General features: G+C 71.2%; 29 protein-coding genes and 8 pseudogenes. 12 read left to right on the forward strand and 25 right to left on the reverse strand.

Annotation, left to right across the window (positions count from 1 at the left end):
* Nucleotides 1–316: 316 nt before the first annotated feature.
* Both ACZ4WV_RS19555 and ACZ4WV_RS19560 read right to left on the reverse strand, forming a co-directional pair.
* Nucleotides 317–709: a GNAT family N-acetyltransferase gene (locus ACZ4WV_RS19555; RefSeq protein WP_465748272.1), complete on the reverse strand. Its 393-nt coding sequence runs from the start codon at nt 707–709 to the stop codon at nt 317–319.
* A 68-nt stretch (nt 710–777) separates the two neighbouring features.
* Nucleotides 778–1,030, reverse strand: a pseudogene (locus ACZ4WV_RS19560) (IS256 family transposase); the annotation flags it as partial.
* 15 nt (nt 1,031–1,045) lie between these two features.
* Here ACZ4WV_RS19560 and ACZ4WV_RS19565 point away from each other — a divergent pair.
* Nucleotides 1,046–1,375 (forward strand): hypothetical protein, encoded by a 330-nt coding sequence (locus ACZ4WV_RS19565; RefSeq protein ID WP_465748274.1) that lies wholly within the window; start codon nt 1,046–1,048, stop codon nt 1,373–1,375.
* Nucleotides 1,376–1,429: 54 nt separating this feature from the next.
* On the opposite strand, the gene ACZ4WV_RS19570 is transcribed toward ACZ4WV_RS19565, so the two are convergent.
* Nucleotides 1,430–2,245: a helix-turn-helix transcriptional regulator gene (locus ACZ4WV_RS19570; protein WP_465748276.1), complete on the reverse strand. Its 816-nt coding sequence runs from the start codon at nt 2,243–2,245 to the stop codon at nt 1,430–1,432.
* Nucleotides 2,246–2,315: 70 nt separating this feature from the next.
* On the opposite strand from ACZ4WV_RS19570, the gene ACZ4WV_RS19575 reads away from it, so the two are divergent.
* Nucleotides 2,316–3,032, forward strand: a complete 717-nt coding sequence (locus ACZ4WV_RS19575; protein WP_465748278.1) for an SDR family oxidoreductase — start codon at nt 2,316–2,318, stop codon at nt 3,030–3,032.
* 38 nt (nt 3,033–3,070) lie between these two features.
* Here ACZ4WV_RS19575 and ACZ4WV_RS19580 read toward each other — a convergent pair.
* Nucleotides 3,071–3,764, reverse strand: a pseudogene (locus ACZ4WV_RS19580) (transposase).
* Nucleotides 3,765–3,789: 25 nt separating this feature from the next.
* Here ACZ4WV_RS19580 and ACZ4WV_RS19585 point away from each other — a divergent pair.
* Nucleotides 3,790–4,125, forward strand: a complete 336-nt coding sequence (locus tag ACZ4WV_RS19585; RefSeq protein ID WP_465748280.1) for a hypothetical protein — start codon at nt 3,790–3,792, stop codon at nt 4,123–4,125.
* Between the two features lie 143 nt (nt 4,126–4,268).
* Here ACZ4WV_RS19585 and ACZ4WV_RS19590 read toward each other — a convergent pair whose 3' ends face one another.
* From ACZ4WV_RS19590 to ACZ4WV_RS19620, 7 genes and pseudogenes are all read right to left on the reverse strand, one after another.
* The gene (locus ACZ4WV_RS19590) at nt 4,269–4,784 is read right to left on the reverse strand and encodes a hypothetical protein (protein WP_465748282.1); all 516 of its coding nucleotides are present in this window, start codon (nt 4,782–4,784) and stop codon (nt 4,269–4,271) included.
* A 245-nt stretch (nt 4,785–5,029) separates the two neighbouring features.
* A complete protein-coding gene (locus tag ACZ4WV_RS19595) occupies nt 5,030–5,365 on the reverse strand; it encodes a hypothetical protein (protein ID WP_465748284.1) in 336 nt (111 codons plus the stop codon).
* 250 nt (nt 5,366–5,615) lie between these two features.
* Nucleotides 5,616–6,209 carry a PrsW family glutamic-type intramembrane protease gene (locus ACZ4WV_RS19600; protein WP_465748286.1) on the reverse strand — a complete coding sequence of 198 codons (594 nt, stop codon included), beginning with the start codon at nt 6,207–6,209 and terminating at the stop codon, nt 5,616–5,618.
* Between the two features lie 97 nt (nt 6,210–6,306).
* Nucleotides 6,307–6,582, reverse strand: a complete 276-nt coding sequence (locus tag ACZ4WV_RS19605) for a hypothetical protein (protein ID WP_465748288.1) — start codon at nt 6,580–6,582, stop codon at nt 6,307–6,309.
* A gap of 555 nt (nt 6,583–7,137) precedes the next feature.
* Nucleotides 7,138–7,470, reverse strand: coding sequence for a hypothetical protein (locus ACZ4WV_RS19610; RefSeq protein ID WP_465748290.1), 333 nt, complete (start codon nt 7,468–7,470; stop codon nt 7,138–7,140).
* 37 nt (nt 7,471–7,507) lie between these two features.
* Nucleotides 7,508–8,977 (reverse strand): annotated as a pseudogene (locus ACZ4WV_RS19615) (NF041680 family putative transposase).
* Nucleotides 8,974–9,408 carry an Hsp20/alpha crystallin family protein gene (locus ACZ4WV_RS19620; RefSeq protein WP_465748383.1) on the reverse strand — a complete coding sequence of 145 codons (435 nt, stop codon included), beginning with the start codon at nt 9,406–9,408 and terminating at the stop codon, nt 8,974–8,976. Before ACZ4WV_RS19620 ends, ACZ4WV_RS19615 begins: the two are co-directional and overlap by 4 nt.
* 110 nt (nt 9,409–9,518) lie before the next feature.
* Between ACZ4WV_RS19620 and ACZ4WV_RS19625 the strand changes: the two genes are divergently transcribed.
* Complete coding sequence (locus tag ACZ4WV_RS19625; protein ID WP_465748292.1) at nt 9,519–10,373, forward strand: hypothetical protein; 855 nt, start codon at nt 9,519–9,521, stop codon at nt 10,371–10,373.
* Nucleotides 10,374–10,719: 346 nt separating this feature from the next.
* Nucleotides 10,720–11,208, forward strand: coding sequence for a hypothetical protein (locus ACZ4WV_RS19630; RefSeq protein WP_465748294.1), 489 nt, complete (start codon nt 10,720–10,722; stop codon nt 11,206–11,208).
* Between the two features lie 405 nt (nt 11,209–11,613).
* On the opposite strand, the gene ACZ4WV_RS19635 is transcribed toward ACZ4WV_RS19630, so the two are convergent.
* The 8 genes and pseudogenes from ACZ4WV_RS19635 to ACZ4WV_RS19670 all read right to left on the reverse strand — a co-directional run bounded on the left by ACZ4WV_RS19635 (nt 11,614) and on the right by ACZ4WV_RS19670 (nt 14,785).
* Nucleotides 11,614–11,853 carry an Hsp20/alpha crystallin family protein gene (locus tag ACZ4WV_RS19635; protein ID WP_465748385.1) on the reverse strand — a complete coding sequence of 80 codons (240 nt, stop codon included), beginning with the start codon at nt 11,851–11,853 and terminating at the stop codon, nt 11,614–11,616.
* A complete protein-coding gene (locus tag ACZ4WV_RS19640) occupies nt 11,850–12,044 on the reverse strand; it encodes a hypothetical protein (RefSeq protein WP_465748296.1) in 195 nt (64 codons plus the stop codon). The genes ACZ4WV_RS19635 and ACZ4WV_RS19640 overlap by 4 nt, the downstream gene beginning before the upstream one ends.
* A 49-nt stretch (nt 12,045–12,093) precedes the next feature.
* Entirely contained in the window at nt 12,094–12,402 is a 309-nt protein-coding gene (locus tag ACZ4WV_RS19645; RefSeq protein ID WP_465748298.1) for a DUF3040 domain-containing protein, read from the reverse strand.
* On the reverse strand, nt 12,365–12,865 hold the full coding sequence (locus tag ACZ4WV_RS19650) for an STAS domain-containing protein (protein ID WP_465748300.1): 501 nt from the start codon (nt 12,863–12,865) through the stop codon (nt 12,365–12,367). The genes ACZ4WV_RS19645 and ACZ4WV_RS19650 overlap by 38 nt, the downstream gene beginning before the upstream one ends.
* Nucleotides 12,866–12,880: 15 nt before the next feature.
* The gene (locus ACZ4WV_RS19655; protein WP_465748387.1) at nt 12,881–13,324 is read right to left on the reverse strand and encodes an Hsp20/alpha crystallin family protein; all 444 of its coding nucleotides are present in this window, start codon (nt 13,322–13,324) and stop codon (nt 12,881–12,883) included.
* A gap of 570 nt (nt 13,325–13,894) precedes the next feature.
* Nucleotides 13,895–14,002, reverse strand: a pseudogene (locus ACZ4WV_RS19660) (zinc-binding dehydrogenase); the annotation flags it as partial.
* A 155-nt stretch (nt 14,003–14,157) separates the two neighbouring features.
* On the reverse strand, nt 14,158–14,397 hold the full coding sequence (locus ACZ4WV_RS19665) for a chaplin family protein (RefSeq protein WP_465748302.1): 240 nt from the start codon (nt 14,395–14,397) through the stop codon (nt 14,158–14,160).
* Nucleotides 14,398–14,503: 106 nt separating this feature from the next.
* The gene (locus ACZ4WV_RS19670) at nt 14,504–14,785 is read right to left on the reverse strand and encodes a hypothetical protein (protein WP_465748304.1); all 282 of its coding nucleotides are present in this window, start codon (nt 14,783–14,785) and stop codon (nt 14,504–14,506) included.
* 82 nt (nt 14,786–14,867) lie between these two features.
* Here ACZ4WV_RS19670 and ACZ4WV_RS19675 point away from each other — a divergent pair, with 82 nt between their 5' ends.
* Complete coding sequence (locus ACZ4WV_RS19675; protein ID WP_465748389.1) at nt 14,868–15,950, forward strand: nuclear transport factor 2 family protein; 1,083 nt, start codon at nt 14,868–14,870, stop codon at nt 15,948–15,950.
* Between the two features lie 92 nt (nt 15,951–16,042).
* On the opposite strand, the pseudogene ACZ4WV_RS19680 reads toward ACZ4WV_RS19675, so the two are convergent.
* Together ACZ4WV_RS19680 and ACZ4WV_RS19685 are read right to left on the reverse strand one after the other, a co-directional pair.
* Nucleotides 16,043–16,216: pseudogene (locus ACZ4WV_RS19680) on the reverse strand (response regulator transcription factor); the annotation flags it as partial.
* A gap of 62 nt (nt 16,217–16,278) precedes the next feature.
* Complete coding sequence (locus ACZ4WV_RS19685; protein WP_465748306.1) at nt 16,279–16,695, reverse strand: hypothetical protein; 417 nt, start codon at nt 16,693–16,695, stop codon at nt 16,279–16,281.
* A 19-nt stretch (nt 16,696–16,714) separates the two neighbouring features.
* Between ACZ4WV_RS19685 and ACZ4WV_RS19690 the strand changes: the two genes are divergently transcribed.
* Nucleotides 16,715–16,927, forward strand: coding sequence for a hypothetical protein (locus ACZ4WV_RS19690; protein ID WP_465748308.1), 213 nt, complete (start codon nt 16,715–16,717; stop codon nt 16,925–16,927).
* Between the two features lie 63 nt (nt 16,928–16,990).
* Here the strand turns inward: ACZ4WV_RS19690 and ACZ4WV_RS19695 are convergent.
* A pseudogene (locus ACZ4WV_RS19695) lies at nt 16,991–17,647 on the reverse strand (glycosyltransferase family 2 protein); the annotation flags it as partial.
* Between the two features lie 15 nt (nt 17,648–17,662).
* Between ACZ4WV_RS19695 and ACZ4WV_RS19700 the strand changes: the two are divergent.
* Nucleotides 17,663–17,935, forward strand: a complete 273-nt coding sequence (locus tag ACZ4WV_RS19700; protein WP_465748391.1) for a SpoIIE family protein phosphatase — start codon at nt 17,663–17,665, stop codon at nt 17,933–17,935.
* A gap of 71 nt (nt 17,936–18,006) precedes the next feature.
* Here ACZ4WV_RS19700 and ACZ4WV_RS19705 read toward each other — a convergent pair whose 3' ends face one another.
* A complete protein-coding gene (locus tag ACZ4WV_RS19705; protein WP_465748310.1) occupies nt 18,007–19,947 on the reverse strand; it encodes a YhgE/Pip family protein in 1,941 nt (646 codons plus the stop codon).
* Complete coding sequence (locus ACZ4WV_RS19710) at nt 19,944–20,675, reverse strand: ATP-binding cassette domain-containing protein (protein ID WP_465748312.1); 732 nt, start codon at nt 20,673–20,675, stop codon at nt 19,944–19,946. The genes ACZ4WV_RS19705 and ACZ4WV_RS19710 overlap by 4 nt, the downstream gene beginning before the upstream one ends.
* A gap of 243 nt (nt 20,676–20,918) precedes the next feature.
* Between ACZ4WV_RS19710 and ACZ4WV_RS19715 the strand changes: the two are divergent.
* The 3 genes and pseudogenes from ACZ4WV_RS19715 to ACZ4WV_RS19725 all read left to right on the forward strand — a co-directional run.
* Nucleotides 20,919–21,670 (forward strand): annotated as a pseudogene (locus ACZ4WV_RS19715) (HAD-IC family P-type ATPase); the annotation flags it as partial.
* Between the two features lie 18 nt (nt 21,671–21,688).
* Nucleotides 21,689–21,975, forward strand: a pseudogene (locus ACZ4WV_RS19720) ((2Fe-2S) ferredoxin domain-containing protein); the annotation flags it as partial.
* An 806-nt stretch (nt 21,976–22,781) separates the two neighbouring features.
* The gene (locus ACZ4WV_RS19725; RefSeq protein WP_465748314.1) at nt 22,782–23,012 is read left to right on the forward strand and encodes a hypothetical protein; all 231 of its coding nucleotides are present in this window, start codon (nt 22,782–22,784) and stop codon (nt 23,010–23,012) included.
* 100 nt (nt 23,013–23,112) lie between these two features.
* Here ACZ4WV_RS19725 and ACZ4WV_RS19730 read toward each other — a convergent pair whose 3' ends face one another.
* Nucleotides 23,113–23,514, reverse strand: coding sequence for a MerR family transcriptional regulator (locus tag ACZ4WV_RS19730; protein WP_465748316.1), 402 nt, complete (start codon nt 23,512–23,514; stop codon nt 23,113–23,115).
* Between the two features lie 404 nt (nt 23,515–23,918).
* On the opposite strand from ACZ4WV_RS19730, the gene ACZ4WV_RS19735 reads away from it, so the two are divergent.
* A complete protein-coding gene (locus ACZ4WV_RS19735) occupies nt 23,919–25,424 on the forward strand; it encodes a SulP family inorganic anion transporter (protein ID WP_465748318.1) in 1,506 nt (501 codons plus the stop codon).
* Nucleotides 25,425–25,621 lie beyond the last annotated feature (197 nt).

Here is a 25,621-nt window from a genome sequence, read left to right on the forward strand (position 1 = left end):
CGCCACTGTGGCCCTGGACCATGGAACTCCGAAGCGACCGAGCGGGGGCTGGGATCCCTCAGGGAGCTGAGGAAGCCATACGCTGAAGAGGCACCCTGACGAATGGTCGTTCCGGTTCCTGCTGCCCGGTTCCTGCTGCTCACGCGTAACTGGCGCCAGAGCCATGCAACGGCCGGGCCGACAGGAGGCTGGCCGGGCCGTACCAGCAGCTGGTGCCTTATCGCGATGCTCGGCGATTTGGAACGCGAGCTGCCCGCCTGGCCGCCCACGATGGAGCCGCCGTGGCGTTCGGCCGATCCGCCCGGCCGGACACGCATTACTCGTTGGTCTGCTGGTGAGTGAAGCGCATGCGAATCTTCCTGTTGTTCTCGCCGTGCCGGACGACCTCCCGGAAACCGTGCCACCGGTAGAAGGCCAGAGCACGGGTGTTGATATCGAGTACGTCAAGAACGAGGGCCTGGTCCCGCTGACCGGCGGTATCGATCAGGGACTGGAGCAGCTGAGCACCGATGCCTCGCCCTTGATAGTCGGGATGGAGTTCGATACGTGACAGGTAGACCTCGCTCGCGCCGTACACCACGATCAAAACGCCCGCGTCGGCCCCGTCGACGGTGATGATCTGCCAACGACTGGGATCGAACCCGCGCTCGTGATGGGCGCGTTGGTCCGCCTCGTCCCAGCCCCAGATGGCCGCGACGTAGTCGCCCATAGCGGCTTTGTGGAGTTGGAAGCAGAGCTCACTGTCGGCCGGAGCGGCCGGCCGAAGGTGAACAACGCTCATGCGGCATCCCTCCAGGACGTTGAATGAGCTGCCCCGCGTTCGCAGCGGCCTCCGGCGCGGGCAAGGGCAACGAGGTGGGATGGGTTCACGGCCCGCCACCGCTGCCTGGCGAACTCGACGAGCTTGAAGACGATAGCCAGGGCGGCGGCGCACGAGCCAGCACTCGGGTGACGTTGGCTCGTGTGAACTCGTCGGAGCAGTGGTCCGCAGGTGGATCCAGTGCTTGGCCGGGAAGTCGAAGAAGGTCAGAGGGGCGTAGCGGGCGTGATGCGACCCCGGTCCCCGCCCTTGCCTCAGGCCGGCGGTGGCAGGCGCCTAGGCATCGCCGAGGAGACCTACCGGCAGCTGGAGACCACCGGGCCAGGCGGCGCCCGTGCCCCCTACGAACCTGCGCGGGACGAGTGGCTGGCCTGGGACGACTGGGCCGCGCCGGTCTTCGGCACCACCCCAGAGCCGCTGCTGGCCGCCCTGCGCCGCACCGAGGAGTACTGGCCGCGCTGCGCGAGCAGCGGTGACAGCGGATGGACGAGGCCGACCTCGCAGTGGGGCGTGGGGAGCAGCTCCTGCCGACACGGCGGGTACAGGTCCCGGTGATGACGTTAGCTGCCACGCTGTGACGGCTGGAGAGAGCCGCGCCAGTCCTCTGTTTCAGGCCGTCTGCCTGGCCAGCCTGTGCAGAGTTCGTGCGGTAGGTGATCCAGGGTCGGCCGTGATCAAGACGACTTCTTGGTCGTCCTCGGGTACGAGCAGGACGTCGCAGTTCAACCGCAGTGTGCCGGTCTGGGGGTGGTGGAGAGTCTTGGTGCGGTGGCCGGGGGCGTGGATGGGACGCGTTGCCCAGATCTGCCGGAACTCCTCGCTGTCGGCGTGCAGTTCGGCCAGCAGGGTGGTCAACTGCGGGTCGTGCGGGTAGCGGTCGGCGGCCCGGCGCAGCCGTGCCACCACGATGTGCCCGAACTCCTCCGCGCTGGAGCTCTCGTGCATCCGGCCCTGGCCCAGGAAGCGGCGCCGGGCGAGGTTCGTGGTCCCGTCTGTGAGGTTGTCGCCCAGCAGTGCCTGGGCCAGGGGGTTCCAGGCGATGACGCCGTAGGCCGCGTCGGTGACGATGGCAGCGGTCTGCGGCAGCCGGTCCAGCATCCGGGCCACGTGCGGGCGTACCCGTCGCACGGCGCTGGTGGCGAACGGCGCGCTCGATCCCGCCAGGCGGAACAGGTGGCTGCGCTCGGCCGGGGTGAGCCGCAGTGCTTGGGCCAGCGCGTCCAGGATCCGGGCCGATGGCCGCGGCCCCCGGGCCTGCTCCAGCCGTGTGTAGTAGTCGACCGACATGTGGGCGAGTTCGGCCACCTCTTCGCGGCGCAGGCCCGGTGTACGGCGAGCGGTGCCCGTCTCCGTCAGGCCGACTTCGTGCGGACGCAGGGCCGCCCGGCGGTCCCGCAGGTAGTGGGCCAGCTCCTGCCGCGCCATGCCGCCTCCTCCGCTGCCTGGTACAGGCTGTCCCTGGCAGCGCGCCCACGACCAGGGAACCGTAGTTGCCATGAACGATCGCACAGCTCTGGTCACCGGTGCCAACAAGGGCATCGGTAAGCACATCGCCCGGTTGCTCGTCGCCGAGGGCTTCACCGTGTACGTGGGCGCCCGTGACGGCGGTCGCGGGCAGCGGGCCGTCGGGGAGATCGGCGCCGGCGCCCTCCCGCTGGTCCTCGACGTGACAGATCCCGACGGCATCACAAAGGCCGCGGCCCAAGTGGACCACGTGGACGTGCTGGTCAACAACGCCGGGGTCGCACTCTCACTCGCCCCACCGGTAGATACCGGTGTCGAGGAGTTCCGGCGCACGTATGAGACCAACGTGTTCGGAGTGGTGGCGGTGACCAACGCCTTCCTGCCCGCCCTGCGCCGGTCCCCGCACCCGCGCATCGTCAACGTCTCCAGCGGCACCGCGTCGCTGGCCTGGAGCCAGAACCCCAACCCCCAGTTCACCCCGGGAAGCGGTCGCGCCGCCGCCTACCGCTCCTCCAAGGCTGCCCTCAACGCCCTCACCGTCCTTTACGCCCAGACGCTGGCCGAGGAGGGCTTCAAGGTGAACGCGCTCGCCCCCGGCGCGCGGGCAACCGATCTCACCCCCGGGGCCGCCGCTGCCGGCGGCGACCCCGCCGAGGCCGCTCACGGTGCCCTGCGCCTGGCCCTGCTGCCGGACGACGGCCCGACCGGTGGTTTCTTCTCCTGGGACGGAACGCCCGTGCCCTGGTGATGCGTGATCGGTCATGGGCGTCGCTTGGGACGGTCGTCTCAGCGGTGGGTGGTCCAGACTCGTCGGAATCAGGTTACGGACGGTGATGATGGTGTCTGCGAGGTCGAAGAAGGCGTCGATGACGGTGGTGCGGCGCTCGTAGCAGCGAGCGAGGCGGTGGAAGGCGTTCTGCCAGGCGTGCGTGCGCTCGACGTGCCACCGTCGACCGCCTGGATCGGCGCCTTCTCGCCCTTGTGCGCGATGCGACCGTGCATGTTGCGGGCGGCGAGTTCGGCGCGGGTCCTGTCGGAGTCATAGCCGGCGTCCAGGTGCGCGGTGATGTCGTCGGGCAGCGGCCCGAGGTCGTCCAACAGGTCCAGAGTCGGCGCGAGCAGCGGCGAATCGTGGCGGTTCGCTCCGGCCAGGACCCGGCCGAGCGGAATTCCGTAACCATCGGTCATGCCAGAGCGTTTCAGGCTCGGCGAAGAGGCCGAGCCGGACCCACTCGTCGCGGTGGTTGCGGACGGTGGTCACCGAGCAGTTCGTGTCGGCGATCGCCTGGTAGGAGCAGCCGAACCGCGGTAGCTGCAGCAACTTGTCGAACACGATCCGGTCACCGATGCGAGGCCGGTGGCAGCCCAGCGGGCGGGACGGATCGACCGTCGGGCGCTCGGGCAGCAGTACCGCGAATTGGTCCCAGAGCTGGTCGGTCAGCCATGCCGCCGTCACACGCTCCTGGCCATGCGTCACCATCGGGCGCCCAGGTCGTTAGCTGCTTATGACCACAATCCATTCAATCCGCAGGGCCGCAACGGCCGTCGGTTGCGCCGTTGCCCTGCTCACGATGACGACAGGTATTGCCTCCGCCGCGGGCGGACAGTTCACGTACATCAGGTACGACACCGGCAGCCAGGACGCGCTTTTCAACCCGCCCAACGACCGTTGCTTGCCACTGCCCGGCGGAGCGGTCTCCGCGGCCAACGACACGGATGCCACCGCCTTCGTGTACGCCGACAGCAGCTGCCAACAGCTTCTATCGGTTGTGGGCGTCGGAGCCACCTGGGCCTCAGGGGATCCGACGCTGCCCGCCCGCAGTGTGGGCTTCAGCAGCTAAGCCTCTACGCGCCCAGTCTTGCGCGTGCGAGAGCGGTGGCAGCGTCGAGGTTGGCGCGCCGCCCTTGCGGGCGTACACGAGTCGCCGCCCTGCGAGGAAAGGTCGGGCAGACCGGGAAAGTCGCTCACCGTCGACACCGGTCCTTAGGCGGGCACGGGTCCGGCCCCGGACTGCCGACCAGGCCGGGCGGCGGCGTGGCGCTGGCCGGGGCCGGGGCCAGTGCGGGCTGCCAGCGCGTCGGCGACAGCTCCGGTCGTGAAGGCGTAGACGGCCTTGTGGAAGACGTCCACCAGAAGCTCCTTGCGGGGCCAGGTGGCCGGCGGGGCGCCGACACCGGTCGCGTTCTCCAGCAACTGGTCGTTGGTCAGCCGCACCACCGCGAACTGTGCCGAGGACACAGCCCCACGCAGCCCGGCGTGGGACATGGCCGAGCGCACGGTGCCCAACAGCGCGGCCTGGCCGAAGTGCATGGCCCAGTTCAACGCCAACGGCTGCCGGCCCGGCCGCTCCCTCATACCGGTCAGCCGCTCCAGGACACGAGCCGGCACATGGGAATCCGGTCGCCCGGTGAAGTGCTGCTCCACCTTCTCCCCCAGCGTCATCGCCACGCCTCCGGCCAAGCCGGCGAGAAGGCCTTGCCACAGTGCCCGCTTCATCATGCCCGCGCGCGTACCCACTGCTCGCGCAGCTACCCCAGATCGCGGAAATCCCTTGCGCGGTGCCCGGGAGCACTCACTGGAATCTGCCGAACGGGTGTGTCGACCGGCCTCGTCAGCGCGCGAGCCATCGGTCGGTCAGGGCACCGTTTTGCCCACGGGACAGCTCGACCGCTGCTCCGCCGGGCAGGTAGTGGCGGCAGGGCCGCCTGCCCCTCGGGGAAGCGGCTTCCGCCATGCAGCGGAGGTCAGCAGAGCTTTTGCCGCAGCACGGCGTTGATCTGGCGGGCCTGGTCAAGCGTCAGCTGGTGACCCGCGGTGGAGAAGCGTTTCTGGGCGGTGCCGTCTGTGAAGACCTGGGGGTCGATGCGATGAAGGGCCGTCTCCAGACTGGACAACTCCGTGCCCGTCGGACGCGCGGGAATCCCCGCGACCTCGGTCGGGTGCCGGGTCACGGACAGTGATGCTGCGGGCGATGCACTTCCGCTTCCTTGCCCGCCGGTGGACGTGCCGCTGCAGGCCACCGCCGTCAGCGCCACGGCGCCAGCGGCGAAAATGACAGCGAAGCCGTGACTGGTATGCATACTCCCGTTCCTTCCGTAGACAGTCCACCGAGACAGCAACTCCGCAGGACGACAGTCAGCGGATCCACATGCCCCGTGGTGCGGGTGACCGGCACAGCCCACCGCAAACGGATCCGCACGCCAGCGGGCCGATGGCTGAGGCTGATCCCACCTCCGGGATGTTCTGCATGCACAACGCCGACCCCACCTCTGGATCCCGCCAGGCGATCCGGCGACCCGGCAGCCCCCGGCCAACACGCACCGCGCGCGGCTACAACTCCGTCGTGCCGCGCCCCGCCGTATGGTGGGTCAACGCGCCCAGCAACAGCAGGCTGGCCGCGCCGACGGCCACGTACCCGAGCAAGGTCCCGGTGCTGTCCCAAGCGGTGTGCAGGGTCACGGCGGTCACGAAGATCAGGACGAAGCGCCGCCAGCCGCCGTCGGCGCGGGCGGACCACAGGGCGGCGGCGGTGGCGCCGGTCCAGGCCATGTGGCCGGCGGGCGCGAGCAGGCCGCGCAACAGCAGGACGTCCTCCGGAGCAGTGATATCGCCGTGGCTGCGCACCAGGGCCACGAAGAAGTAGAGCTCGTGGACAGCACCCTCGCCGCCTACCGCGGCCGGGCCGCCTGGGCGGAGCTGATCCACGGCCGGGCCGCCGTCGTCTACCCGCAGCAGCTCGCCGCCCGCCCGGCGCGCGGCAGCGACGGCTGGTCCGGCCAGCGCCAGCCCGAGGGCTGGACCGAGCCGCACCCGCTCTGGTCGGCTGTCCCGGACGGCCGACAGCTCACCGTCACCGGCCCGGGCGGCCAGTGGTACACCGGCCAGCTGGCCGTCACCCCCGACTGGCGCCGCTTCCGCCCGCAACACCGGCGTCCTTGTTCATGCGCGCCTGCCACGGCGAGCAGGCCACGAGGATGGGGCGGGTGCCCTGGAGCGGGAACTCAGCGGAGGTAGCGGGGACTCAGCGAGACGCGCGGTGCACAGGGCCGGCGTCAGGGCGGTCCTCGGTGTCGGAGGACTGGATCTCCTGTTCTTCGTCCGTGTCCATCTCGACGCCCTCCAGCGGCGATCCGGACCCCGTCCCGCGCTCCGGCTGGTAACCCTCCCGCGTGGAGGCGGTGCCGGGGACGGTGTGGTCACCGGCTCGTTCTTCCCTGCCGCTGGATCCGCCCGGGCCGCCCGGGCCCATCGGCGGGTCCTCCCGGTCCGCGTGCTCGTCGGGTCGGATGTCACTCATGCCGCTCACCTCCATCGCGGGTCCCCCAGGAGCGTCCTCCGGCGTACGGACCGTTGCGTCCGGGCGGGCGCGACGACAACCCCAGCCGGGGCCGTCACCGGACCGCGGAAGGGCCGACTGAGCCGGTGAACCGGGGACCTCCCAATGCGCCTACCCGGCTTGCGGCGCACAAACGCCCACGGGCGCACCGGCCCGGCCTCGACGGGACCGAAGCCCTGCTCGACCTGCCGGGTGGCCGGTCGGGTGCGGCGATTAGCTGGGGGAAGCCGCCGAGGACCGGCTCTCCGTCGCGTACGGAGATGCCCCATCGCGCCCTCCAAGCAGACACTCGTGCTCTCGCGGCCGCCGCAGCGGACACCGGGCCTGCTGCGGCGGCTCTCAAACGCACGCCCTTGCGGCGGCTTCAACGGCTCCTCTGGCGCCCGATCCAGTCACTGTCGGCCCAGGCAGCGTCCAGCTGGCAACGGTGCACCGCTTGCGCGCGTGCCTCACACGAATTCCGCAGACTGCAGTGGACCGAATCCACGCGCTGCGCGGTAACGCTGACCTTGTCGTTTAACGTCCTGTCCTGAGCTGGTCAGCTTCGTCAGGCTGTGGTCCAGGGGAGTGATGGATACGGCCGGTCCAGGAATCGGGCGATTTGGCTTCTTCCCACCTGACTTCGAGGACAGCGCCGTGGAATTCGCGTCCCAGTTCACTCACCATCGCGGCGGCGCGTTCCTTGGTCTGCTCGGCGTCAGCCTCTATGGGGACGTCAGGTAGGTGTCCGCAGACGAGCCCGCCATCTGCCGTGATGAGGCTGTGGCGCCAACCGCGTGCGGTCGCCAGCAGGACGATGCCCTTCGGTATGCCGAACGGAGCTCGCTTCCGTTCCCGGTCTCTCTTCATGCGCTCATTCAACTGAACCGGTCGAAGTGCACCGCTATCAGGCGGGCCCTCCTCCCGTTCGTCTGGGATTGGTGCCCTTCTGATGGTTGGCGGGTCGGGCGTATGCCTCACCAGTGGCGAGGACTCTGCCCACCTCGTGTCGGGCAGTCGGCCGCTGGTTCTTCGAGCCGGGCGGTCGGCCCGGGCCGGGGCGAGTTGGTTTCGGTGCTCGCGCTGGCGTGGGGGCCTTCGCGTGGAGGTTCCTGAACCCGCGCCGGACACGGGCTGGAGTGAGCTTGTTCGGTTCCGCCGGACGTTCCCAGGGTCGGCGGAGGTCGGCGACGAGCGGACGGGCAAGGCGAAGTCGGGTGTGGGCGGCGATGACCAGCCAGGTCCAGCGGTCGGCGGCTGCGGAGTCGCGCAGGCGGGGCCTGGTCCAGCCGAGGGTCTGCTTGAGCAGGCGGAACGTGTGCTCCAGATCGAACCTTTGCAGGAACGATTGCCAGCAGCGGTCGACGTCGGCCGATGAGGCATCGGTGCGTGACCACCAGAGCAAGACCGGCCGGTTCACGCCGCCGCTGGGGAGCTTCTCCACCGCCAGGCGGATCACGGTGCCCTCGATGACCGGCAGCTCGCCGTCGTAGTCCAGCCAGGCAGCGCGGCGGGTGAGCCGCAGGTGGAACCGGTCCCAGGCCTGGGCGACGGTGGTGCCGTAGCGGCGAGTGACGGTGGTGGTGACGGTCTGCGCGCCGCCCCAACCTGGCGGGGGCACCGAAGACGAACTCAGCCCCGTGCTTGGGCGGCCGGCCCCCGGCCGGGTTCGCCGCAGCGAACTCCGCCCGGGTCGGTGCCGGGCGGCGCATCACCCGGTCCGAGCGGAGCCGGCCAACGACCTGTACTGGCAGATCGGCCAGCAAGTGGGCGATGCGCGGGGCGTCGTAACAGGCGTCCATCACCACCTGGACCTCCGGATCACCCGCCTTCCACTGCCAGGCCTCGATCAACTGGATCGCCACGTCGCGGAGCTGGACGGCAGTGACGGCAGTGACGGCAGCCAGGTCGGTACCGGGCTTCAGCCGAACCGCGTCCAGTACCGCCGTCCAGGACGTGCGGCCGGTCTCCAGTGCAACAACGAACGAGTACGGCCAGCCGTGGATCATTTGGTGCTTGGCGTCGCCGCGGCCGTAGGTGTGGCAGAACGAGCGGTCCGGGCAGCTCCCGGCGTCCGGCCGCAGCCACGGCGAGACGTCCACCGCCAGCACCAGGCGGCCGCCGGTCGCGTGCGGCAGCGGCAGACCGGCCAGCACGGTCCGCAGCCGGTCGGCGTCCAGGCGGCCCCTGTTCAGCGCGCCGTACAGGGCGCCGTGCCCACGCCAGTGCTCGGGCGCCATGCCAGGTCCACCAGGGTCCTCACCGGCCCGTCGGTGCACAGGACCGCGTCCGTGAGCTCGAATAACGCGTCGCGCCGCCCGGGCACGCGGCAGACGCCGCCCCCGAGCAGGAGCGGCGCCCTGGTGTGCGAGGTCAGGCCTTCAACTGCTTGCGGTCGCCGCCGTGGCTGATCGCGATCTTCCGGGGCCTGGCCTTCTCGGCGACCGGGATCGTGAGGGTCAGGACGCCGGCGTCGTAGTCGGCACTGATGCCCTCGGGGTCGAGAGTGTCAGAGAGCACGATCTGGCGGGAGAAGACGCCGGCCGGGCGCTCGGACAGCTCCCACTTCACGTCGGCGCCCTCGCGGCGGGAGCGGCGTTCGGCCTTGACGGTCAGCATGTTCCGCTCGACGTCGATGTCGATCGCCTCCGGATCCACACCGGGCAGGTCGAAGCAGACCACGTACTCGTCGCCGGCGCGGTAGGCATCCAGCGGCATCGGCGCCGGACGCGACCACGTGCCGGTCGTGCCGAACAGCTGCTGGGTCAGACGGTCCAGCTCGCGGAACGGGTCGGTGCGCATCAGCATCGCGAACACCTCCAGTGGGATCAAAGGGCTGCCAGTGCGCTTCACCTGAAAATGTTCTAACATGTCATCCATCGGATGACAAATATTGGAGTCGTCGAGAGAGTGACGCGATGCCTACGACACCCGACCCGCCCGCCACCGACGGCACCCAGCCCACCGAGCCCGTCTCGTTCCTCGCCGCCGCCGCGGCCCTGAACGCCATCGACAAGGCAGTGCGCACCGCCCGCAACCCGCGCCCATCCGCCCCGCCCGCCGGGACGAGCGGATCCGAACAGGCACTGGCCGCGCTCCTGCTGCTGCGCCAGCTGCGCGCCGAACTCGCAGGCTGGGAAGCGCCGCTGGTGGAAGCGGCCCGCGCCTCGGGGGCCACCTGGGCCGACCTCGCCCACCCCATGGGGGTGACCAGCCGCCAGGCCGCCGAGAACCGCTATCTGCGCCTCAAACCCGGCACCGCCGCCGCGGGAGCGACGGGCGCCGGGCGCGTCAAGGCGATCCGCGCCGAACGGGCCGCCGATCGCGCCGTCACGGCCTGGGCCCGGGGCAGCGCGGCCGATCTGCGCCAGCTCGCCGCGCAGATCACCGCCCTGACCGAGCTGCCGCGCAGCGCCCGCCCCGCACTCTCCGACCTGCGCGCGGCGCTCGGCGCACCGGACGCCGCCGAGCTCCTGGCACCGCTGGCAGCTGTACGCCCCCACGTCAGCACCCACCACCCACAGCTGGCAGGCCGCCTTGACGACGCACACCGACCGGCTGCGCCGCGACAGCAACCGGCGGCGCCGCTGACGGCCGCGTGCGCCGTCGCGGCAACCAATGCGGCGTGGAGGGGAGAAAACCCCTTATCCGCGGTTGTTCCGATGATCCGCGCTTGTTCCGACCCCGGCACGGGAGGTATACGACTCAGAGAGGGCCGCCCGCCGAGCCAGCCTGGTGGGCGAAGACGAGCGGAGGAGGTGCCTGCCACATGATCACCGAACTGGCCCTGGAACGCGTGGAGTTCACCTGCGGCCACTGCTGGCAGCAGTGAAGCGTCGACTACGACGTGCAGAACTACCGCGACCGCAACGGCCACGACTGGAAGTACTTCTGGCTCGACGGCACCGCCGTGAACTCGCCCTACAGCCCTCCGGCCCATCCCCACGCCGCCCGGATCGCCCGGCACGCCCCGCCAGGGCATCGCCGACACCGCGACCCACCGGACCGAGCGGCACACCGCGCCACTGCTCGCCGCCCGCGCCCACCCCCAGCCGTCCCACAACCCGACCGGTCCCGCGGCCCGGCACGACGGCGCAGGACACGAGGAGGTGTGAGGTGATGGCGACGCTGACAGTCGAAAGCGGCCAGCTCGTGGTCGGCCTGTCCTGGTGGGAACGCCTCGTGACCGGCACCCGGACCGTGCGGATACCCGCGGAGGCAATCCAGCAGATCACCCAGACCCGGCAGCCCTGGCGCCTGCTGCGCGGCACCCGGGAACGGGGCTTGTTGCTCCCCGGCCGGCTGTGCCTGGGCATCTGGCGCCACCCGCGCGGCCGAGACCTCGTAGCCCTGCGCCCCTTCGGCGACGGCGCGGTGAGCATCGACCTGCGCCCGCCCGCGCCGTTCGCCCGCATCGCCGTCCACACGGACCGGTCGCCGCAGATCGTCGCCGACCTGCGCACCACGATGAGCGAGGCGACCGTCGCCGCGGCACGGGACGCGAAACCGGCTTCACCGGCCCAGCCCCCGGACGACCCCTCCGCGCCGCCCGTGCGGCGCGGAGGGGTCGCTCGGCCACGTCCGCGCCGCATCCCGGCCCACGCCTGAACCGCCCACGGCCTGCCCCCCGCTGCGCCAGTTCGCCGTCGCATTGAACGCCATCGACCCGGCACATCTCGCCGTCTACGACGACCCGCCCACCCCCGGCAGTGGCAGGCCGACGTCGCCACCGAACTCGGCGAGGCGATCGCCGCCATCCAGTCCGCGGCCGCCCACCTGCGCCACGCCCAGACACCGCCGCCGAACTCATCTACACCGGACCCGCCACAGAAACCTGACCGGCGGCCGAAAACCGATGATGACACGACGGCCGGGCCCGGACACGAAACCGGGCACCGGCCGAAGCCCGCCACATCCAGCATGCACCTTCCCGCCGGCCTTCGTCTCTGACCGGCGAAGGCCGACGGCGGGACCGCCTGCCGCTGGCTCAGCACTTCGGTGGCGGCAGCCGCATCAGTGCTCGCCGGCGACCTTGATCCGGCGTGCGACGCGGCGGGCGGTGTCGAGCGGCACGCTGACGGTGAGGATGCCGGCGTCGTAGGACGCCGTGACGTCGTCCTCCTGAGCCGCGGCGGGCAGTTCGACGGTGCGGGTGAAATACCCGTAGCGGAACTCGGAGTGCTGCTTGTCGTTGTGCTCCTCCTTGCGTTCGGCCCTGATGGTGAGGTTCCCGTCGTCCAGGGCGACTTCTATGTCGTGGCCGGGTCGAGGCCGGGCAGTTCGGCCTGGATGATCAGCGTTCCGTCCCTTTCAAACCGCTCAAGCCGGATGGAGTGCGGTTCGGTGCGCAGGTGCCGGGTGAACGGCAACTGATTGAGCCAATCGGCCAGGTCAGGAAGGCGCGTGGCGAAGGGTACCTTGCGCTTGGTGATGTCGGTTGGCATGTCTGCCTCCTTCGGGTCGCGGGCCCGGCACTGCCGGCGACCGGATGGCTCAACGGTCGACGCCGGCCGCGCTGAACGCGAGCGCCGCGGCGGCGAGGGCTGCGATGGTGGCGCTCCAGGCCGCGTAGTCGCCGGAGTGCCGCACGGCGGCGAGCACGGCCAAAACAGTGACCGCGGTCAGTGAGGTCGCCGCGAGCACGGCGAGACGAGGATGGCGTCTCAGCCGACTCACCGTCTTGACCAGCAGCGCTCTGGTTTTCGGGAACGAGGTGAGGCGGCGGGCGAGGCCTGGGTAGCGGGCGGTGAGGTCCCGCTCCATCTCAGCCAGGACGCGCCGTTCGTGCATCGACAGACCCATGGCTGTCGCCTCCGTGGGGGTGCGGATGCGGGTGCAGCACCCGGCTGTCACAGCTTTCCTTGCTCGTCGCAGGAGGGCCGCGGTTCGACTGGAAGCTCCCCGTCCACGTGGGCAGCGCCAGGAGACGGGCGACCGCGGGGCTCGGACTGCGGACAGTGAAGCGGCGGCCGGTGCGGAGGGCGTGCCGACGGACGGCGGTGAGGGACCGCAGCCCGGAGCAGTCGATGAACGTCACGCCGGACAGGTCGACTGTCACCGCCGGATTCTGTTCGAGCACGGCGATCAGGTGCCGGCGCAAGCCCTCGGCGGTCCCGAGGTCGATCTCGCCGTGGAGCTTCACCACCGCGACCTCACGGTCACCGCGGGGCGGCCGTGGCGCGACCGACCCGTCTCCGCGCACCGGAGTGGGCGGAGACGGGTCGTTGGCCGGCGGCGGCCACGTGGAAGTGAACGTGGCGGCCATGGCGTCCTCCCGGAATCAGGACTCGATCTCCTTGCGGTCACCCTCACCCTCCCCTGCCTTGATCTCGATCTTGCGGGGCTGGGCCTTCGCCAGGACCGGGATGTGCAGGGTCAGCACACCGGCGTCGTACTCGGCACGGATGTTGTCGGCGTCCAGGGTGTCGCCGAGGAACAGCTGGCGCGAGAACACGCCGAGCGGGCGCTCGGAGATCTCCATCTCGATGTCGTCGCCCTTGTTCTGCGGGCGTCGTTCCGCGCGCACGGTCAGCACGTTCTGCTCGACATCGACGTCAAGAGCCTGCGGATCGACGCCGGGCAGGTCGAAGACGACGACGAACTCGTCACCCGCACGGTAGGCGTCCATCGGCATCGCGGTCGGCCGCGACCACGTACCGGTGGTGCCCAGCACCTGCTGGGTGAGCCGGTCGAGTTCCCGGAACGGGTCGGTGCGCATCAGCATCACTGTCACCTCCACACTCCAGCGTCCCGGAGGACAGGAACGCTTCGTTCACCAACTTTGTAGCATGTCGTCTATCGGATGACAATAACCTGTGTCGCTTTAAGAACGACGCATCGGGGCACGAGCCAGCCCGCCCGGCCCCGCCGTCTCATGACCGCAGGCGCACCCGGTCGCGCCCCCGGAATGACCACGACGGCTCGGCTCGGCGCTATCGCTGGAGCCACCAAGCTAGGGCTACGTCCCTGCTGCCACGAGATGATCTCGTTCATCCGCCTGCGGTAGTTGCGTCCTCGGCCTTCACGCGCTGCAGGTCCGACACGTGCTCCGCCGCCTGCGCCTAACAGCAGCCGCACTCGGTCGCCGTGCCCGTGTTCACCTGCGGCGGCCAGGTCGACCGCACCCCGATCCGGTGATCGAGATGGCCTCCGTGCGCCGCTGGTGGCCGCACGGAGGCCGCCGAACGCTGAGCGACTCGTCGACAATGCGGCCGACGACGCCTTCGCCGCGGATCGCGGTGGAGAGCGTGAGGGTGCGGCGCGCGACGTACGCAGGGGAGGCGGGGACGGCCGGTCACGACGTGACGGAAAGGACGATCTTTCCGGTGGTACGGCCGGTCTCGCCCAGCGTGTGGGCGGCGGCGTCCTCCAGCGGGAAGACAGCGTCGGTGATCACTCGCAGACAAGCTCCGTGGCGCGGGACGGGCGGCGCGTCGAGGTGACGTGGTGTGGGGCGGCCGTCACCGAGTTGTTGACCGGACTACCCAGCGACACGCCGGGCGTGAGCGCAGCTATAGAAGCCTTGCTGGCTTGGTTGGCTGCGCCTCCGCAGAAGGTTTACGCCCTGAGTAGACCAAGAAACTCTGGCCAGTCTGCTCCGCCGCAGTGTTGGTAGGGGAGGTCCAGGGGCAGTTGGACCAGGTTGGAGGCGACTCCGCCTGCGTGGGTGGTATGGCCGACGGCTTGGTTGAGGTGGTTGACGGTGATGCAGGTGTTGTCGAAGGCCGGGCTGGCGATGACGCCGATGCCTCCGGCGAACGCGGGCACGGCGGCGAGGATCCCGCTTGTGGCGACCACGCCCATCAACACGAAGCAAGAGGTAGCTGTACGAACGTTCATGGCCGGGTAACGATCTCCGAGCCTCCCCGTCACGCCATCCAAGTGCCGCCGACGGGCCCTCGGCTCATGGCCGTCGGTGGCGTCCGGTGGGCCGGGCGCGGCCTGCGGGCGGGGGCAGGTCGACCAGGGCGGCGACGTCGCTCGTCAGCGTTCCGCACCTCGGGCACGCTCCCGGCGCGGCCGACAGCCCCGGACCGGCCAACACCTGGAACAGCAGCAGCACCCGCGCGCATTCGGCGCAGCCGAGCGGACCGGCTCCCGACTCCGGGTGCACCTCCAGCCGGCCGAACCCGAAGCGGCGCGGCGGCGTGGCCGCCAGCTCGCGCTTGGTCGGAAGGGGCAGCACCAGCGGGCTCAACCCCTCCAGCTTCCGGTCGCCTGACGGTAGCGTGGTGCCGGAGCGGGGCGCTCGGTTGCGGGGGTGGGCCATGCATGTGACGCGCCAGGTCTTTCACCACCGGTGGTGCGCGGCGGTGGCCGCGCAGGACGTCGCGGCTCTTGAGAGGCTCTACCACCCCGATGCCGTGATGCTGTCGTCGACGACGGGCTCGGTCCAGGCCGGCGCCGAGCAGATCCTGGCCGGCTACGCGCAGTTGTTCCGTACGGTCGGCGCGATGACGACGACGGCCGTGGAAGAGTTCACCGACCTGGGTGACGTGATCCGCGTGGAGTCCGTCCGCTCGACCACCTTCGCCCCGATGCTGGCCTATGACGTCTTCGCCTTGGACGACGGGCGGACCCGGGTCCACGTCACCGGGTCCATCAGGCCCCGTCCGGCGGCGCCGGCTCCCCCGCAACACACCGTCCCCACCCCGGGGCAGAACCTCCACCGACGGATCTGGGCCGCCATCGACGCCCGGGACGTGGCGGCGCTGCGCGCCGGGTACGCCCCCGACGCCGCCCAGACCGTCGTCGGCGGGGTCATCCGGGGCGCGGACGCCATCGTGCAGGGCACCTGGCAGAACTGGCACGAAGGCAACACGACGCAGCTCAAGGCTGTGACCGCCTTCACCGACGCACCCCAGGCCATGTGCGCGGAAGGCGTCGCCGAGGTCTCGCTCCAGGGCACCCGCTTCGACACCGCCTACTACCAGGTGTGGCTCCTGCGGGCCCGTCTGGTCATGCACTGCGTCACCGGTCTGATCCCCCCCGCCCAGACGAACTGCGCCAGGGCCTTGAGCGCCTGTCCGACGCGCAACTCAAGGCAGCCCAGGCCATCACGCTCGGCATGGCGATGCGCGTACCGCGAGCCTGGTGACGGGGCCGGGGAGTCCGATCGAAGGTGTGACGGCGGGTCAGGGGAAGCAGCAGCACCGGGCCTGCGGCGGCGCTGGGTTGGACGCCCGGTCGAGGGCGTCTGCGATGTCCGGGTAGAGGTGGAGGCCGGCCGCGTCGGCCACCGGCAGCCACACGCGTCGGCGGGGTTGGCCGACAGCAGCAGTTCGCCGTCAGCAGCGTCCGCGACGGGGCTCCCTGCTACGAGGGCGAGCCAGCTCCCGAGGTCGTCGTAGACCTCGATCCAGCCGGCCAGGCGGCCGCGCCGCTCGAGGGCCTGGACGCGGGGTCGCTCGGCCAGGTGAGGCGGACCAGACCGCGGTCCGGGTCAGATCCAGCCCTCGTGGGCGGCTTTGATCCCGGCTTCGAAACGGCTGGTTGCGCCGAGGCGTTCCATGACCGAGGACATGTGGCGGCCGACGGTGCGGGAGGAGATGCCGAGTCGCTGGCTGGCGGCGGCGTCGGTGAGGCCGGAGCCGAGCAGGCGCAGCAGCTCGCATTCGGTGGCTTGCCGGCGGGCCGGCTGCCCTTGGCGCGAGCGGTCGGCGCTGTCCGGACGCGATGTCAGGTGGCGGTGATGCGGGCGAGGGTGGTCTGGAGATGGCGGACGGCGTCTTCGGCTTCTGTGTACTGCTCGGGGGCCGGAGGGACGGTGCCGAAGGCGTAGGCGTCTTCGGCGGGCAGGGCGCGCCAGCGCAGGACGGGTTCGAGTGCGGTGATGGCGCCGGAGAGGAACCAGGCCAGGCGGCCGTGGGTGCGGGCAAGGGCGATTGCGAGGGCGGCGAGGACTTCCCGCAGGTGTTCCAGCCGGTCCTTCTCCGGCAGGATCTCCTGGGCGTCCGGCGGGCCGACAGCCTCGCGCAGCCCGGCCTCGACCTGGACCGCGAGGCCGCGGTCGCCCGGGGTCAGTTCCCATACGCCGTAGCGCATCTGCCGCTCGGCTTCCTCGGCCAGCTGCGCGACCGCTGTCTGCATATTCATGTGGCTCACCGTAGTGACCGTGTCCAGCAGGCCGGCCGGCGCGAGCCGCATCCGGCGACCTACGCGGCCCTCCCGGCCCGCCCCTGGGTGCAGCGGCTCCACCGTCAACGGGCAGGCCCTGGGCAGCTTCAACCCGGACAACATCACCACGGCCTTCGGCGGCACCACCAAGGCCACCAGCTCGGGGCTGAGCGGCGGCAGCTCTTTCTCGGTGACTCGGAAGCACAGCTGACGGACGGCGGCGGGGGCCGCGCAAGCACCGGCGCGACTCCCGCCCACCCGTCGGTCGTCCGGCTCAGCCGCCCGCCGGCACCCGGAGCGTGCCGTAGCGCTGCATCCGCTGCCAGCGCAGCCGGGAGCCCGCGAGCACGGTGACAACCGACTGGATCACCACCAGGTACATCAATTGCCGGTAGACGAACTGCTGGAACGGCAGACTCCACAGCGGCCCGAGCTTCTCCTTGTCCAGCCGGAACGCGTACGCGCCCATCAGCATCTGCACCAGCAGGAAGGCCGCCCACAGGCCGATGATCCGGACCGGGTCGAGGAAGACCAGCCCGTAGAGCGCGAAGACGTCCACGACCGGGGCAAGCAGGGGCAGCAGCACCTGGAACATCAGCAGGTAGAGCAGCCCGCGCCGGCCCAGCTTGCCGGCCTGCCCGCCCTGGACGAGCGCGCCGCGGTGCTTCCACATCGCCTGCAGGGTGCCGTAGCACCAGCGGTAGCGCTGCCGCCACAGGGCGCCCAGCGAGGCGGGCGCCTCCGTCCAGGCCTTGGCCCGCTCCTCGTACACCACCCGCCACCCGGCGCGGCACATGGCCATGGTCAGGTCGGTGTCCTCAGCGAGGGTCTCCTCGCCCACGCCTCCGACAGCCAGCAGCGCGGAGCGGCGGAAGGCGCCGACCGCACCCGGCACGGTGGGCATGCACTCGGCGAGGTCGAACAGCCGGCGGGCAACAGCCGCTTCCTGACAGCCCCCGAAGGCATTCTGCTCGGGGCGACCGCCGCGCCCCACTACGAGGCAGCGACCCTGCAACTGCTGCCCGGCGACCACCTCCTGCTCTACACAGACGGCCTGGTCGAGAATCCGGGCGAGCCCCTCGACGATGGCCTGGCCCGCCTCCCCCGCACCGCCCTGAGCCACGCCGGCCCATCCGGTTTCCTGGACGGGCTCCTCACCACCCTCGTCCACCCGGAAGCACGCCGCGACGACATCTGCGTGCTGCACATCACCCGCTGACCACTCGCCGCCGCAGTCGGCACCACGCCAGGCACGGCATCCCCGGGCGGGGCGGCGGTCGGGTCTGTCCGTCACAGGTCCAGGTCGGGGTGGAGGCGGGCGACCGTCCACACGCGCCGACGGCGCAGGGCCAGCGAGGTGAGGACCAGGAACAGGACACCGAAACCCGCCAGGACGGCGAGGTCCCGGGTGAGGTTGGAGGCCAGGCCACCGCTGATCGTCACGCGCAGCCCGTCGACCAGGTAGGTCATCGGCAGGAAGGGGTGGACGGCCTGGAACGGTGCCGGGGTGGTCTCCATCGGGTACAGGCCGCCGGAGGCGGTGAGTTGCAGGATGAGCAGGACCAGTGACAGGACGTCGCCCACCGTACCGAACGCGGTCCGCAGGCAGTGGTCGACGGCGACGAACGCGGCGGCGCCGACCGAGAGGAGTAGGACGGTCTTCCACGGGGCCGCCGCGTGCAGCCCGAGGCCGGCGCTGACGACGCCGTAGAGGATCACGGCCCCGAGCACGCCCAGCGCAGCGGCCGGGAGCCAGCCCGCCACGGCGAGGGTGGAGGCCCGGGTGCGGGCAGCCAGCGCCCTGGTGTTGACCGGCCGCAGGAAGAGGTAGGCGAAGAGGCCGAACACCCACAGCGCGATGCCGAAGAAGAACGGGGCCAGTCCGCGGCCGTAGACGCCGGCGGGATGGAGGTTCGACCGGTCGATGTCGACGGGTGTCCCCAACACCCGCGAGGCGTGGTCCAGTTGTCCGGCATCCAGGACGGGCACCTGTTTCTTCCCGTCGTCGATCAGGGTGGCCAGCGTCGTGGCGCCGGTGTGGGACTGGTCGGCGGCGTTCTTCAGCGCCGCGGATCCCTGCTGGAGGGCGGACAGTCCCGTGGACACGGTGGCGGTCCCGGCCGCGATGCTCTGGGCGCCGGAGTCGACCAGGGCCAGCGGGGTCTGCGCGTTCTGGGCCGACTGCTGGACGGCTGCGGCCGTCTTCTGGAGACTGACGGCCTGCTGGAGCGCCGCGTGAGCGTTGCCACTGGCGGTGGCGGCGTGACCGTCGATCTGGCCGGCCGCGGTGTCGGCTGCCGTCATGTCCTGTTTGAGGCGCTGGAACAAGGGGTCGTCGCCCAGTCCCGGGTGCGCCTCGGCCAGGTGGTCCAGACCGGCCACCGCCTTGGCGGTTCCCTGCTTCACTGCCGACGTCGCGGTGTGGACGGCGTCCACGCCCTGGGTCACGAGGGTGGCCGCGCTGACCACGGCGCCGGCGGCCGTGCTCAGTTGCGGCGCGGCCTCGGTGAGGGCGGTGGCCGCCGTGTGCACCTGGGTCGTGGCCTGGCTGAGCTTCTGGGCGCCGTCGGCGAGCTGGGTGGAGCCGGACTGCAGCGTGGCGCTCGCGCCCGCGGCGGCGGAACTCCCCTGTTGGGCCACGGTGGTGGCGTTCACGAGCCCCTGGGCCGCCTGCGCCGCCGTGTCCAGCTTCCCGCCGATGTCCGCGAGCCGGCCGTAGACGCCGCGGACGTAGGCCTCGTGAGCGGCGGAGTTCACCTGTTCCTGCAGCTTCGCCTGGACGACCTCGGTCATGACGCCCGCGATGTAGTTGTTCGCGTCGTTGAGCAGGATGTGGATCCTGGCCTGTTCCGGTTGGGTGTCGGGGCCGGTGGCGAGGCGGGCGCTGAAGTCGGCGGGGATCCGGACCGTGAACGCGTAACGCCCGTGCTCCAGGCCGGCGCGGGCCGCGGCCTCGTCGAGGAACGCCCAGTCGAACTCCCGTGAGGCCTTGAGCTCCGTCACGACCTGGGCGCCCGCGTCCACCCGCTGTCCCTGCCGGGTGTCGGCTGGGCGGTCCTCGTTGACCACCGCCACGGGGATGTGCCTCGTCTTCCCGTACGGGTCCCAGTTCGCCCACAGGTACATCGCGCCGTACAGCAGGGGGACCAGACAGAGCACGAGCGGGACGAAGCGCCTCAGCGGGCCCCGGAAGCCGCGCAGCTCCAACACGGCCAGCCTGATCGCGGTCATGCGTCCTCCTCGCCCCGGGGCGCGTCGGCGCGCCCGCCGTCCGGTTCCCGCCGCCCGAGCACCCGCCGCCCGAGCCCCCTCCACGGACGTCGCGCCGACCGATCCGCCTCGTCTGCCGGCGCCGGGCGCTCGGGCAGGCGGCTGCGTCGGGGCAGGGCCACCAGCACCGGCGCCGGGTCGAGGCCGGCATCGGGTGCGGGAGGGTCGAGGGCGCCCGCCACGACCGTGCAGCCCACCCGGCAGACCCGGCCCACGAGCTGCCAGGCCCGCGTGCGCTCCTCCGCCGGGCACCCGCGGTCCACGTTGTCCACGACGATCACGGCGGGGCGCGTGGCCAGAGCGAGCGCGAGGGCCACGCCCAGTGCCTCCACCGGCGGCAGGTCCCGGACCAGCGCCCGGCGGTCCACGTCGACGCCGAGGACCGAGAACGCCTCCTCGAGCTGCGCCCTGCCCAGCCGACGGCTCAACGAGCGGCGCTCGGCCACCAGCTCCCCCACCCGCAGGTCCGGGTCCAGGCCGAGGGCGGGCTCCGCACGGGCCACCGCCACCAGCTCCCTGACACGACGGCCGTCGCGGGGCAGGACGTGCCCGCCCACCTGAACCGCTCCGCCGTCCAGCCGCATTCGCCCCGCGAGCGCGAGCAGCGCCGTCGTCCGGCCCGAGCCGCCCGGCCCGTGGAGCACCAGCAGCCCGCCGGGATCCACGCCCAGGTCCAGATTCTCGAACACCGCTCCCCGGGGCCCGCGCACGCTCGCTCCGCGCGCGACCACGTCCATGCCGGCAATCTCCACCCCCAGCCGGTAACCCGTCCGGACCGCGCCATGTCTGTCAGACCGGTCACACTCCCGCGTCCACGAGCGCCGGGCACCCTCCCGGACGGGCGGGGCGGCGGGCTGCCGAGCGGCGGACAATGCGCCTATCCTGCAGCGGAGTTGAGCGCTGGTGGCGGCAGCCGAGTCGGCGCCGGGTTCATGTTCATCGAGAAGGTCGAACAGCGCTACTCGATCGGCATGGTGGTCGCCACCCTGGCCGTGTTCCTGGTGCCGTTGGCCTTCGGCGCGGCGCTGACCGGCTCGCTGCTGCGAGCGATGACGTTCATGATCGTCGCTCCGCCGTGCGCCGTGGTGCTGGCGACCATGCCGCCGCTCCTGTCGGCGATCGCCAACGCCGGGCGGCACAGTGTGCTGGTGAAGTCCGCCGCGCCTCGTTGACCACGCTCACCGGAAACCCGCCGCTGCTCGTCACCGGCGACAACCCGCGTGCCGCTGGCCGCCTCGCCGCAGAGGTCGGCATCGTCGCCGACGAGGTCCACGCGGGGCTGTTGCCGCAGGACAAGGTCGAGGCCGTGCGCCACCTCGAGGCCCGCGGCCGGAAGGTGCTGGTGATCGGCGACGGTGTCAACGACGCCCAAGCCCTGGCCGCCGCCCACACCGGCATCGCCGCGGGCCGCGCCGGCTCCGACCTCGCGCTGGAGACCGCCGACGCGGTCATCGTGCGCGACGAACTCGCCACCGTCCCCACCGTCGTCGCCCTCTCCCGCCGGGCCCGCAGCTTCGTCGTACAGAACCTGGTGATCGCCTCCGTGTTCATCACCGGCCTGGTCATCTGGGACCTGGCGTTCACGCTGCCGCTGCCGCTCGGTGCCCTCGGGCACGAAGGCTCCACCGTCATCGTCGGCCTCAATGGTCTGCGCCTGCTGCGCGAGGCCGCTTGGAACCGCGCCGGCGCCGAGGTCCGCTACGTGAGCCCCCGCAACCAGCGCAAAGCCGCCGCCCCTGCGCCGGCGGCGGCCCGCTGCACCGTCTCGGTCTGCCGCGGCTGCTGCTGCGGCACCCCCAAGATCCCCGGCCTGGACCATCGCGCCCAACTCACCGACCTGCGCGAGGCCCTGGCCGGGTCGCCGACGTCCGGCCCACCGACTGCCTGGATGCCTGCGAGCAGGCCAACGTCATCGTCATCCAGCCCTCCGCTGAAGGCCGCAGAGCCGGCGGACGCCCCGTCTGGCTCGGAGGAGCTCGAAACCGGCACGGCACGGGGGGCGCTGACAGGCCCTCTGCCTGCTCTTCGGCCCGAGCCCCCGCGCAGCGAGGCCGGTTCTCGCGGGTCCCGTGTCGCGGCCCGCATGGCCGTCGTGTGCGGGGGCAAGCTGTCGCTCATGACGAAACGGTGTCCTCGCCGCAGCCGGAGGCTGTCACGCGCCAAGGCCCTTGGTGTGCCGCTGGCCGCCCTCGACGCGCAGCGCCCGCGCGCGGTTCCAGCCCCGCCCGCACCGGCCAGGCCGGCAGCCGACCAGCCGTCCCCGGACATCCCCGCCCCGGACCTACCCGCCCCGGGCGTGCCTGCGCCGGCTCGAACGCGGGATGAGCCGTGCTGCCGCGTTCGTACGGAACGCACCGTCGGCCTCGGCGGGACGGTATTCATGATTCACCGCCATCAGTCCGGCTGCCCGCGATGGGCCCTTCCCGCCTCGGACTGAGTCCCCGCTTACACCGCGCCCGGACCAGCCAGCAGTGCGCACTCATGCGGGGCGGAGGCGTAGCCAGCCAGGACTAGCACCACGGACAGCGCGGTCACCGACGCCTGGCGGATACCCTCTGACCGCTCATACACCTCGCAGTCGGTCAGCTGCCTGCGCAACTCGAACGCCGGGCGCAACAGGCTCGCATCCGGGTTCCAGCCGACACGAACGCCGCTGCCGCCCGCCGTCGGGAACAGGCTAGCCCTCCTGTTCCAGGCCGGGATGGGGAGCCGGCTTCCCGTAGGACGCGCACGACGCGGGCTCAGCCAGTACCCCCACGCGATCCCGGGCGCGCCGAGTTGCCCACTGCCCGCCCGTGGCGGTGCTCATCACCATGGCCCGCAGGTCGGCGGCCGTCAGGTCCGAGGGCGCCGGCCTCGCCTGCGGCTGGACCGAGCGCGACATCGACGGCGTGGACGGCTGGCATCCGCCCACAAAACCCCTGCGGTGGCCGGTACTCTCCTACTGCTGCCATCGGCTCAGGCACTGCTCCGGGGTGCACCACACCGCCTGCCTGCGTCAGGAGCTCCCACGCGGCTCCGCCTGACCTGAGGCGTCGTCCAAGCCCACGGTGATCACCACGTCCGACGCCCGGGGCCTCTCGACGATGAGGGCCTTCGGCGCCTCGGCGGAGTCCCCACTCGTCGTCAGCGGCCGACGGCCTCGATCCTCAGGCGGAGGGTGGCGGCGAAGTCCTCGGCTCGGGAAAGTTGGACCCGCAGGTCGGTGATCCGGTCCTGCGCGTCGAGCTCGTAGCCGCGCACCCGCTCGATCAGCTCGGCACGCTCGTCGCCATCGAGTTGCTCGTCGGTGTCCAGGCGATCGGTGGCCTCGAGGAGGTCGCGCATCTGATCGAGGGTGAACCCGAGCGGCTTCATGCGGCGGATGACCATCAGGCGGGCGACGTCGTTCTCGGTGTAGAGGCGGAAGCCGCCCTGGGAGCGGGCCGAGGGAACGACCAGGCCGGTCTCCTCGTAGTGGCGGATGGTGCGCAGGGACAGCTCGGTTCGTGCGGCGACCTCGCCGATCTGCATGTGCTTGCCGTCCACGCCCGTGATCCTCTGGCCCTTCTCGTCGCCTCTGGTCGACGCCCGTCCGGGCACCGGCGATCTCTACCCTAACGTTAGGGTAGGGTTTCCGCAGAGGTCGGCGGGCTGCCTGCCGCCGCGCAGTGCCCTGTCGGGGTGAGTGCCGCCCTCGGCGAAGATCCGATTCTTGCAGGAGAGAAGCGTGCGCGAGCCCTGGATGCCCGGCGCCGCCACCTGCCCGCCGTGACGCTTCAACCCGGGACGTAAGCTCGGCCGCGCTCGCGCGCAAGCCCCGCCCCGTTCCGTCTCGGCTTACGGCCCCACGCTCACGGAGCTGCCCGCGGGGTACCGCCCCGGTCCATCCGCGTCTTCCCTCGCACCTCGGCCCGCCGCAGAGGTGCGCCCGAGTACGACAGGTACGTTTCTTGCCCTCTTCTGCTGCTTCGCGGACCGCCCCCTTGCGCGGCCTCAAGCCCGACTGGTTGTCCGACCCGAAGCTCTGGCGCACCGAGGTCCTCGCGGGCCTGGTCGTCGCGCTCGCGCTGATCCCCGAGGCGATCTCGTTCTCGATCATCGCCGGGGTCGACCCCAGGATCGGCTTGTTCGCCTCGTTCACCATGGCCGTCACCATCGCCGTCGTGGGCGGCCGCCGCGCGATGATCTCCGCAGCCACCGGCGCCGTCGCCCTGGTGATCGGCCCGCTGAACCGCGAACACGGCCTCGGATACCTGGTCACCGCGGTCATCCTCGCCGGCGTCTTCCAGATCGGGCTCGGCGCGCTCGGCGTCGCGAAGCTGATGCGCTTCGTGCCCCGCAGCGTGATGGTCGGCTTCGTCAACGCCCTGGCGATCCTGATCTTCATGGCCCAGATTCCCGAGATGAGCCACGTCCCCTGGGCCGTCTACCCGCTGATCGTGGGCGGCCTGGCCCTGATGGTGCTCTTCCCGAAGATCACCACCGTCGTGCCCGCACCGCTGGTGTCCATCGTGACCCTGACCACCATCACCGTCGGGGCCGGGATCGCGGTACCGACCGTCGGCGACAAGGGCGCGCTGCCGTCCTCCCTGCCGGTGCCGGGCCTGCCGGACGTGCCGTTCACCCTGGACACCCTGACCACCATCGCTCCCTACGCCCTCGCGATGGCGCTGGTCGGTCTGATGGAGTCGCTGATGACGGCCAAGCTCGTCGACGAGATCACCGACACCCGGTCCAACAAGACCCGCGAGACCATCGGTCAGGGCATCGCCAACATCGTCACCGGCTTCTTCGGCGGCATGGGCGGCTGCGCGATGATCGGCCAGACCATGATCAACGTAAGGGTGTCCGGAGCCCGCACCCGCCTCTCCACTTTCCTCGCCGGCGCGTTCCTGATGGTGCTGTGCATCGTCTTCGGCCCGGTCGTCTCCGGCATCCCGATGGCTGCCCTGGTCGCCGTCATGGTGATGGTCTCCTTCGCGACCTTCGACTGGCACTCCGTCTCCCCCACGACACTCAAGCGGATGCCGACCGGCGAGATCGCCGTCATGGTGATCACCGTCGCCTGTGTCGTCGCCACCCACAACCTCGCCATCGGCGTCGTCGTCGGCTCGATCACCGCGATGGTCGTCTTCGCCAAGCGGGTCGCCCACCTTGCCGACGTCACCTCCGTCACCGATCCCGACGGCGACCAAGTCGTCTATTCCGTGACCGGCGAGCTCTTCTTCGCCTCCAGCAACGACCTCGTCGGCCGGTTCAACTACGCGAACGACCCCGACAAGGTCGTCATCGACCTCAGCCGGGCCCACATCTGGGACGCGTCCTCCGTCGCCACCCTCGACGCCATCGAGACCAGGTACGCCCGGCGCGGCAAGACGGTCGAGATCACCGGCCTCAACAGCCCGAGCGCCGAGCTCCACGGCCGTCTCAGCGGAGAACTCGCGGCCGGCCACTGACGATCACAACGCGGTGCGGAGCGCCTTGGCCACTGCGCGGAGGCGCCCTGCCGCGGTTCCCGGCGGAGTACCGCCTCTGCGTCCGGCCGACCACGAACGGTCTGGTCGGTCTCGTGGCCGGCCGCCACGATCCGTGCTCGCTGGACCAGGTCCGGCAGCCCCCGACGTCGCCCATGCTCGGCCGGACAGGAACCGGC

The organism is Kitasatospora sp. NPDC029312 (genome assembly GCF_055569215.1).